This window comes from Rhodopseudomonas sp. B29, assembly GCF_000333455.1.
Classification (GTDB): Bacteria; Pseudomonadota; Alphaproteobacteria; order Rhizobiales; family Xanthobacteraceae; genus Rhodopseudomonas.
The window spans coordinates 1-7,882 of sequence record NZ_BADD01000280.1; the positions used below are offsets into that span (position 1 = coordinate 1).

Here is a 7,882-nt window from a genome sequence, read left to right on the forward strand (position 1 = left end):
GTTTGGACCGCAGCCACCTCGCGGCGCCGCGACCGGCGATGTACTACATGTTCAGCGGTCCGGACTTTCTGTATGCCAATGCGTTCTATCCGGCAGCGACGACCTATGTGCTGAGCGCGCTGGAGCCGGTCGGCAACGTGCCGGATCTGGCGAAGCTGTCGCCGGGCGCGGTCGCCGCGTCGCTCGGCAGCGTCGAACGCTCGATCCAGACGGTGCTGGCATTCAGCTTCTTCATCACCAAGATGATGAAGACGGATCTGCACGAAAGCGTCGCATCGGGCGTGCTGCCGGTGCTGTACGTGTTTTTGGCGCGCAGCGGCCACACCATTCGCGAGGTCAGTGAGGTCGCGCTCGATACGGACGGGGCTTTCGTGCCGCCGGACGTCAAGCCGGGTCGGCTCGCGGTGCACGGAGTCAAGATCGTGTTCGCCGGCGCCGACGGCATCGCGCGGACGCTGTATTACTTCTCGACCGACTTGAGTAACTCCGGCGTCGCCGCGACCGGCTTCCTCAAATTCTGCGCGACACTGGCGCCGGCAAACAGCCTGATCAAGAGCGCATCCTATCTGATGCATTCTCCGAATTTCTCCAGCGTGCGCGACTTCCTGCTGAAGAACAGCGCTACAATTATCCAGGACGACTCCGGAATCCCGATTGCGAATTTCGATCCGAGGGCATGGCGGCTATCCCCGTTCGGTAAGTACAAAGGCCCCATCGCCGAATTCCCGGGCCGCTACCAGCGCCGCGCCGCCGAACTGTTCGACGGCGCGCCCGCGATCGATTTCGGCATCGGTTATCGCTGGCGGCCCTACGAGACCAATCTGTTGCTGGCTGTGAAGGCGCCGGGGCAATAACCCCATCCTACAGTTGCGAAGGCGGCTCGGCGTTGACCCCGCGCCAGCGTCCATAGCGCCAGGGCAAGTACCAGCGGGCACCGGTCGGGGCGGTGTGCGGCACGTAGTCGAGACCGTGGGTTCCGAACGGATGGCAACGCAACAGCCGCGCCAGCGTCATCCAGCCGCCGGCCCACAGGCCAAAGCGGCCGATCGCCTCGTCACCATACTGGGAGCAGGTCGGAAGATGCCGGCAATTCTGTCCGACCAACGGCGACAGGGTCACGCGGTACACGAAGATCAGCCCGCGTCCGGCCGCGCGCGGCAGCTGCGCCAAGCGGCGCAGGGCGGTGGGTGAGTCCGGTGAAACGGGTGTCGTCATCTCAGGCGCCTAACAGGCTGACTAACCGATGAGCGATGTGACGCGCGGCGCGGCGAGTCAATGCCGGGTTCCGCGCCGGGGAACTGGAGCGGCCGCGGCAATCGCGCCACACCGCTGAAATATCGCAGTTTCTTGACTGCGTCGCAGCATTCTTGATCGGCTTTGCGATTGATCAATGGGCGGTTTTCCATGACGATTAGATAACATGAGCGTGAAAAGAATCATGTGGGTTGCGGGGAACTTTTTGCGCCTTTGCTGACGGAGTGAAGGAATAGTCGCTTGAAGGCTGTTGCTCAGATCGTTGCCAAGATCGTTGTTGGGGTCGCTCGCCGGCCACGATCTTCCCACGCCGCGTTGCTTCGCGTCGCCGCCGTCGGTCTCGCTCTTCTCGGCATTGCGGCGGACAGCAACCATCGCGTCACCAGCGGCACCAGCCTCGAAGCGCGCAAACAGCCGATGACGTTTAGTTGGGTCGCGTGCGAGCCGGGCTGCGGCGGCTGGATCAGTGCTGTCGGCATCGTCACCGGCGATACGCCGAAAGCGTTCGACGATTTCGCCGCGGGCCGCAAGCTGGAGCATGCCGCAGTCGTGTTGGACTCCTCGGGCGGTTCGGTGAACGACGCCATCGCGCTCGGCCGGCGCTGGCGCAATCTCGGCCTGACTACCACCGTCGGCACCACGCTGACGGATAAATCGTCGCCCACGCGCACGACGATCCTGCCCAGCGCCTATTGCGAGTCGATGTGCGTGTTCCTGCTGCTCGCCGGCAACAGCCGTCACGTGCCCGAAGGCGCGCATGTGCGGGTGCATCAGATCTGGATGGGCGACCGCGCCGACGACGCGCGCGCCGCCAGCTACTCGGCGCAGGACATGAGTATCGTCGAGCGCGACATCGGCCGGCTCGCCAAGTACACGTTTGATATGGGCGGTACCGGCGAATTGCTTTCGCTGGCGCTCAGCGTGCCGCCGTGGGAAGACCTGCACGAGATGTCGCGCGACGAGCTCCGCGATACGCATTTGATAACGACGCAGATGATCGCCGATCTGCTGCCCGGCCTGCCGGCCGACCGTACCAAGGCGCTCGCCGCGGTCGCCAAGCCGGTGCAGGACCGCTTCGTGTCGCAGGCCGACGCCGCCGAGCGCAGCGCCACCCAAGCCACTCCGGTCCGCGCCACCAAGACCGCTGAAGCCGCGCCGACCGGCGGCATGGCGCAGCCGGCGTCGGAGTCGCAGCGCTAAGCTGAGGCGGTTACTGCTGCTGCGGCAGGCGCGCGACAACAGACGCGGGCAGCCTCATGTCGGAGAAGCGCTCGAGCAGCAATGATGGAAATGCTCAGCCTTGCGAAGCCGTTGTTTCGGCGGGCGTCGCATGCGAAACGGACTTGGTTTCGATCTGCCCGATCGCGTCGACCACGGCGTCGAAGGTGAGCAAGGTGGAGGCGTGGCGCGCCTTGTAGTCGCGCACCGGCTCGAGCATGGCGATGTCGGCCCATTTGCCGTCGGGCGGGGCACCGTTCTCTTTCAGCATCTTGCGCACGGTCTCGCGCAGCGCCTTGAGCTCGCTGGCCGTCGAGCCGACCACATGACTGGCCATGATCGACGACGACGCCTGGCCGAGCGCGCAGGCCTTCACCACATGGGCGAAGTCGGTGACGGTGTCTCCGTCCATCTTGAGGTCGATGGTCACGGTCGAGCCGCACAGTTTGGAATGCGCCGTCGCGCTGGCATCGGGCTCGGCGAGCCGGCCGATCCGCGGGATGTTGCCGGCGAGTTCGATGATGCGCTTGTTGTAGATGTCGTTCAGCATGGCGCGGTGTTCCAGGCCCGGCCGCGCTGAGCCCGGGGAGGGCGACCTTGGCGGTTCCGGCTTGTCGTCTTATATAGGAGGCACGGCTTCGAACAGAAGCCTTGCGGGATGCCGATCAGGCTTCCGCCGTGCGCAATCGTCGTGACGGCCCAACGGGTTGGCGCGGGAGGGCGCCAGAGGGATCAAGACGGCTGTCCCGTCTGCCCGGTGACACATCCGGCTGTTGGACTTTGTCCGCGGCCGGTCGAACGGAGTGAACGATGGACGCCAAGATCAAGCCGCTACGTGGGGCGATTCCCGCCGCCGACGCTAAGACGGACTTCCACCCTTCTGAACTCGACCCGGCCGAGTTCCTGACGGCCGCCGTGGCGCCCGATCAGCCGCGGCCGTCACGCGCCGAGGCCGAGGCCGCGGTCAAGACGCTGCTGGCCTATGTGGGCGAGAACACCAGCCGTGAAGGCCTGCTCGACACCCCGCGCCGCGTCGTCGAGGCCTACGACGAGCTGTTCCAGGGCTATCACCAATCGCCAGCCGAGGTGCTGAACCGCACATTCGGAGAGACCGCCGGTTACGACGATTTCGTGCTGGTGCGCGACATCCACTTCACCTCACATTGCGAGCATCACGTCATGCCGTTCTACGGCAAGGCGCACATCGCCTACACGCCGGTAGAGCGGGTCGTCGGCCTCTCCAAGCTGGCGCGGCTGGTCGACATCTTCGCCCATCGCCTGCAGACCCAGGAGCATCTCACCGCCCAGATCGCCGCGGCGATCGACGAGGTTCTGAAGCCGCGCGGCGTCGCCGTGCTGATCGAGGCCGAGCACACCTGCATGTCGGTGCGCGGCATCGGCAAGCAGGGTGCCTCGACCTTCACCAGCCGCTACACCGGCATGTTCCGCGACAACCCGGCCGAACAGGCCCGCTTCATGGCGCTGGTGCGCCAGCCGAGCTGATCGCTGCCGCGGCTCCCACGCTCGGGCGCCGCGCGCGGCCCGAGAGGTCTTAACCGTGTCCGATCCAGCTGCAGCCGCATCGCCCGCGCTCGACGACGTCGAAGAGGGCATCACGCTCCGCCCGAAGTTCGACGCGCATGGCCTCGTCACCTGCGTCGCCACCGATGCACGCACTGGCGATGTGCTGATGGTCGCCTTCATGAACGACGAGGCGCTGCGGCGCACGATCGATTCGGGCGAGGCCTGGTACTACAGCCGCTCGCGCAAGCGGCTGTGGAAGAAGGGCGAGAGCTCTGGCCACGTTCAGCGCGTGCTGGAGATGCGCGTCGACTGCGATCAGGACGCGGTCTGGATCAAGGTCGACCAGACCGGCGGCGCCGCCTGCCACACCGGCCGCCACTCCTGCTTCTATCGCCGCATCGACCGCGGCGCCGACGGCGAGCCGGTCCTGACCAAGGTCGACGCCGAGCAGAAGTTCGACCCGGAGAAGGTGTACGGGAAGTAGGCGCGCTGAAGGCGAATTAACCCTCTGTTAACCATAATTCCCGCACTCTGCGCCTCGGTGGGATAGGCGCTCGCGTGGGGGAGCGGGGGGCAGATGGCCGTCGACGCGACGAATTCGGGAGCTACGGTCGTTGATCCGGCGCGCACTGGCATTGCCGGCGCGATCAGGCAGGCGGCCAACGCCACGGGAGCCAGCTTCGAATATCTGCTCACCACCGCCAAGATGGAATCCAACTTCAACCCGAGTGCCCAGGCGACGACGTCGTCGGCCAAGGGGCTGTTTCAATTCATCGAGCAGACCTGGCTCGGCACCGTGAAGGAAGCGGGCTCCGCGCTCGGCTTCGGCCAATATGCCGACGCGATCAGCAAGTCCGATTCCGGCAGCTACTCGGTCAGCGATCCGGCGGCCCGCAAAGCCATCATGGATCTGCGCAACGATCCGGCGGTCTCCTCTGCGATGGCCGGGGTACTGACCCAGTCCAACAGCTTCAAGCTCACCGGCGAGATCGGCCGGCGGCCGTCCGACGCCGAACTCTACATGGCGCACTTCATGGGAGTGAACGGCGCCGCCAAGCTGATCAACAACGCCACCGACAATCCGAATGCGATCGGCGCGACGCTGTTTCCCAACGCGGCCGCCGCCAACGCATCGATTTTCTACGATCAAAGCGGCAGCCCGCGCACGGTGGCGCAGGTCTACGCCAATCTGTCGGCGCGCTACGACGCAGCGGCCGGTTCTTCGGCTACCAAAAGCGCGATGGCCTCGGTCGGCGTCTCGACCAATTCGCCGGTGACGCTTGCGTCGGCAATGCAGGCGTCCGACGCCGATGCGGCCTATCTGTCCGGCTTCCCCGACGTTCGCAATCCCACGCCGGCCTCCGGCACGTCTTCGCCGGCCGCATCGGTGAACGGCACTACCGCCGCGGTTCAGCGGAGTAATGACCCGATGTTCCGCACGCTGTTCATCGGCGGCGATCGCAGCGAAGCCGTGTCGCCCGCGGTCGCGCAGATCTGGAACAACAGTTCGGCGCCGGCCCAGGCCGCGCCCGTTACGCTGTCCCGAACCCCCGACGTCCGCGCCCCATCGCCGCTCGACCTGTTCAGCGATCGCAACGGGACGTTTGCGGGCTGAGCGTCGTCTCAGCCGCTACGCTTCCGGCGACGACGCTGGTTCTGGACCGTGTTGAGAAACGCTCTGTCGGACTCGACTCGCTTTTCCAGGAACGTGACGACTGCCTTGATGCGCGCGACGTGCAGCAGGTCTTCGTGGACCGATAACCAGATGTCGCGCGTCGTGAACAGTTCGGGCATGACAGGTATCAGCTCGGCGTTGCCGAAGGCAACGTAGGACGGCAGCATCGCGATGCCCTGACCGGCCGATACAGCAATCGACTGCGCCACCAGGCTGGTGCTGCGAAAGATCGTGTGCGGTGGCCGCAGCACATCCGACAGCCAGCGGTTTTCCTTGCTGTAGATGTAGTCCTCGATGAAATCGATGAAGGCGTGGGTCTCCAGCTCCTTCACCGTCGTCGGCGGACTCCGTCCTCGGAAGTACGCGTCGGCTGCGTACAGCGAGATCTTGAATTCCCCGACCTTCTTGATCGACAGTCGCTTGCCCTGCGGCCTGAAGAAGCTGACGAAGATATCGGCCTCGCGCCGGCTGAGGTCGAGGAGGCGCGTGTCGGTGATGAGTTCGATCTGGATCGACGGGTAGATTCGATTGAAGTCGGCGATGCAGCGCGTGAGATAAAAGCTGCCGATTCCTTCCATCGCGGCGATCCGCACGGCGCCGCCGGCATCGGCGGTGTCGGTCCCGATCGCCTCGACGATCGAGTTGGCCTGGCTTTCCATGCCCTCGGCATATTGCAGCAGCCGCATGCCGATCTCGGTCAGCGTGAAGCCCGACTTGCTGCGCTTGAATAGCGTCGAGTTGAGGCTGCGCTCCAGTTCGCGGACGCGTCGGCTGACGGTGGTGTGATCGACCTTCAGCTTGGCGGCGGCGCGGACCAGGCTGCGCTGCCGCGCCACCTCGAGAAAATAGACGACGTCGTTCCAGTCGTACCTGATGGTGCGCTGAGTCTTCGCCACGCTCGCTGCCGTCTCCCCGGCGGGGCCGGCGCCATTGCGCCGGCCTGCCGTCTGTGTCCGGACAGCCACCGAACGGGACTACGCCGCGACGATGGGAGCGTACGTCTCCACCAGCCGGTTTGCAAACATGTCGACCTTCGGGATCATCAGCTTCTGGCGGCAGACCGCCAGATCGATGTGTTTGGGCATCACTGCGCCGAGCTTCATCACCCGCGGCGCGGCGATGTTGATATCCCACTGCGGGAAGCCGGTCGGCGGGATCACCACGCTGCCGCCGGGGTAGGGGCTGTCGACGCGGTTGGCGAGTACGACCGCCACCCGGTTGTCCTCGGCGCGCGGCACGGCGAGCAGTTCGCGCTCGAACGGCTCGCGCAGCGCCGCCGGCCACAGGATGATGTCGGCGGCGGCGATACCGAGGCAACGCGAGGTCTCGGGAAATACTGCATCATAGCCCGACATCACGCCGATCCGGCCGAAGGGCGTCTCGAACACCGGATAGTCGTGGCCGGCGACGGCCCATTTGCGCTCCTCGGCGGTGAGGTGAGTCTTGCGATAGCGACCGATCTCCTTGCCGTCGGGCCCGATCAGCACCGTGGTGACGTAAAGGCCGGCGGCGGCGCGCTCGACGATCGGCGCCGCGATCAGGCAGCCGTAGCGGGCGGCGATCTTGGCCGTCGCTGAGAGGTTCGTCGCAGTCTGATCGGCGGCCACTGCCGCTTCCGCCGGCGTCAGGATGTACTGCGCGCTGAACGCGTATTCGGGCAGGGTGATCACCTTGGCGCCGAGCTTGGCGGTGTGGTCGACCATGTCGAGCACCTCGGCGACGCTGCAGTCCGGCGTGACGTGCATCTGCACCGCCGCCACCTTGGTCACCGATTTCGACGGGATCAGCGGACGATCGGCAACGCCGTAAACCGGCGTTTTCTCATAGGGCAGCGCCATGATCCCGTAGGTGTCGGGGCGGCGATCGGCGATCTTGTCGTTGGCGGTGTAGATCGATTTGTCGGCGGCTTCGTCGAGATCGATGGTGGCGATCGACATGCCGTGGGTGTCGTACGGCACCTTGGAGATTACGCGTCCCTTCGGATCGACGATCATGCTGCCGCCCGGATAGTAGATCGAGCGCTCGTAGCCGGCCTTGGTGGCGGCGACCAGCCACAGCCCGTTCTCGTACGCGCGCGCCGGGCCCCACATGTCGGCCTGGTCCATCGCGAAGAAAGTCGCCATATCGACGATCACCTCGGCGCCCTGCATCGCCATGGCGCGGAAGATCTCGGGGATTGCGCCGTCGAAACAGATCAGGAGGCCGATCTTG

The 7,882-nt window shown here is 65.5% G+C and carries 9 protein-coding genes; 5 read left to right on the forward strand and 4 right to left on the reverse strand.

Annotation, left to right across the window (positions count from 1 at the left end; all coding sequences use genetic code 11):
• Nucleotides 1-854 (forward strand): hypothetical protein (locus tag I5M_RS32690; protein ID WP_022721332.1); only part of this gene is annotated, 854 nt, incomplete at its 5' end.
• 7 nt (nucleotides 855-861) lie between these two features.
• Here the strand turns inward: I5M_RS32690 and yidD are convergent.
• The gene (gene yidD / locus I5M_RS10305) at nucleotides 862-1,215 is read right to left on the reverse strand and encodes a membrane protein insertion efficiency factor YidD (RefSeq protein ID WP_031336014.1); all 354 of its coding nucleotides are present in this window, start codon (nucleotides 1,213-1,215) and stop codon (nucleotides 862-864) included.
• 309 nt (nucleotides 1,216-1,524) lie between these two features.
• On the opposite strand from yidD, the gene I5M_RS10310 reads away from it, so the two are divergent.
• Nucleotides 1,525-2,454, forward strand: coding sequence for a hypothetical protein (locus I5M_RS10310; RefSeq protein ID WP_031336015.1), 930 nt, complete (start codon nucleotides 1,525-1,527; stop codon nucleotides 2,452-2,454).
• A gap of 94 nt (nucleotides 2,455-2,548) precedes the next feature.
• On the opposite strand, the gene I5M_RS10315 is transcribed toward I5M_RS10310, so the two are convergent.
• Entirely contained in the window at nucleotides 2,549-3,022 is a 474-nt protein-coding gene (locus I5M_RS10315; protein ID WP_022721334.1) for an iron-sulfur cluster assembly scaffold protein, read from the reverse strand.
• Between the two features lie 260 nt (nucleotides 3,023-3,282).
• Here I5M_RS10315 and folE point away from each other — a divergent pair, with 260 nt between their 5' ends.
• From folE to I5M_RS10330, 3 genes are all read left to right on the forward strand, one after another.
• The gene (folE, locus tag I5M_RS10320; protein WP_022721335.1) at nucleotides 3,283-3,975 is read left to right on the forward strand and encodes a GTP cyclohydrolase I FolE; all 693 of its coding nucleotides are present in this window, start codon (nucleotides 3,283-3,285) and stop codon (nucleotides 3,973-3,975) included.
• Between the two features lie 55 nt (nucleotides 3,976-4,030).
• Nucleotides 4,031-4,480, forward strand: coding sequence for a phosphoribosyl-AMP cyclohydrolase (gene hisI, locus I5M_RS10325; protein ID WP_022721336.1), 450 nt, complete (start codon nucleotides 4,031-4,033; stop codon nucleotides 4,478-4,480).
• A 93-nt stretch (nucleotides 4,481-4,573) separates the two neighbouring features.
• Complete coding sequence (locus tag I5M_RS10330; protein ID WP_022721337.1) at nucleotides 4,574-5,611, forward strand: transglycosylase SLT domain-containing protein; 1,038 nt, start codon at nucleotides 4,574-4,576, stop codon at nucleotides 5,609-5,611.
• 8 nt (nucleotides 5,612-5,619) lie between these two features.
• On the opposite strand, the gene I5M_RS10335 is transcribed toward I5M_RS10330, so the two are convergent.
• Together I5M_RS10335 and I5M_RS10340 are read right to left on the reverse strand one after the other, a co-directional pair.
• Entirely contained in the window at nucleotides 5,620-6,567 is a 948-nt protein-coding gene (locus I5M_RS10335; protein WP_040771653.1) for a LysR family transcriptional regulator, read from the reverse strand.
• A gap of 78 nt (nucleotides 6,568-6,645) precedes the next feature.
• On the reverse strand, nucleotides 6,646-7,882 hold a 1,237-nt coding region (locus I5M_RS10340; protein WP_022721339.1), incomplete at its 5' end, for a carbon-nitrogen hydrolase family protein.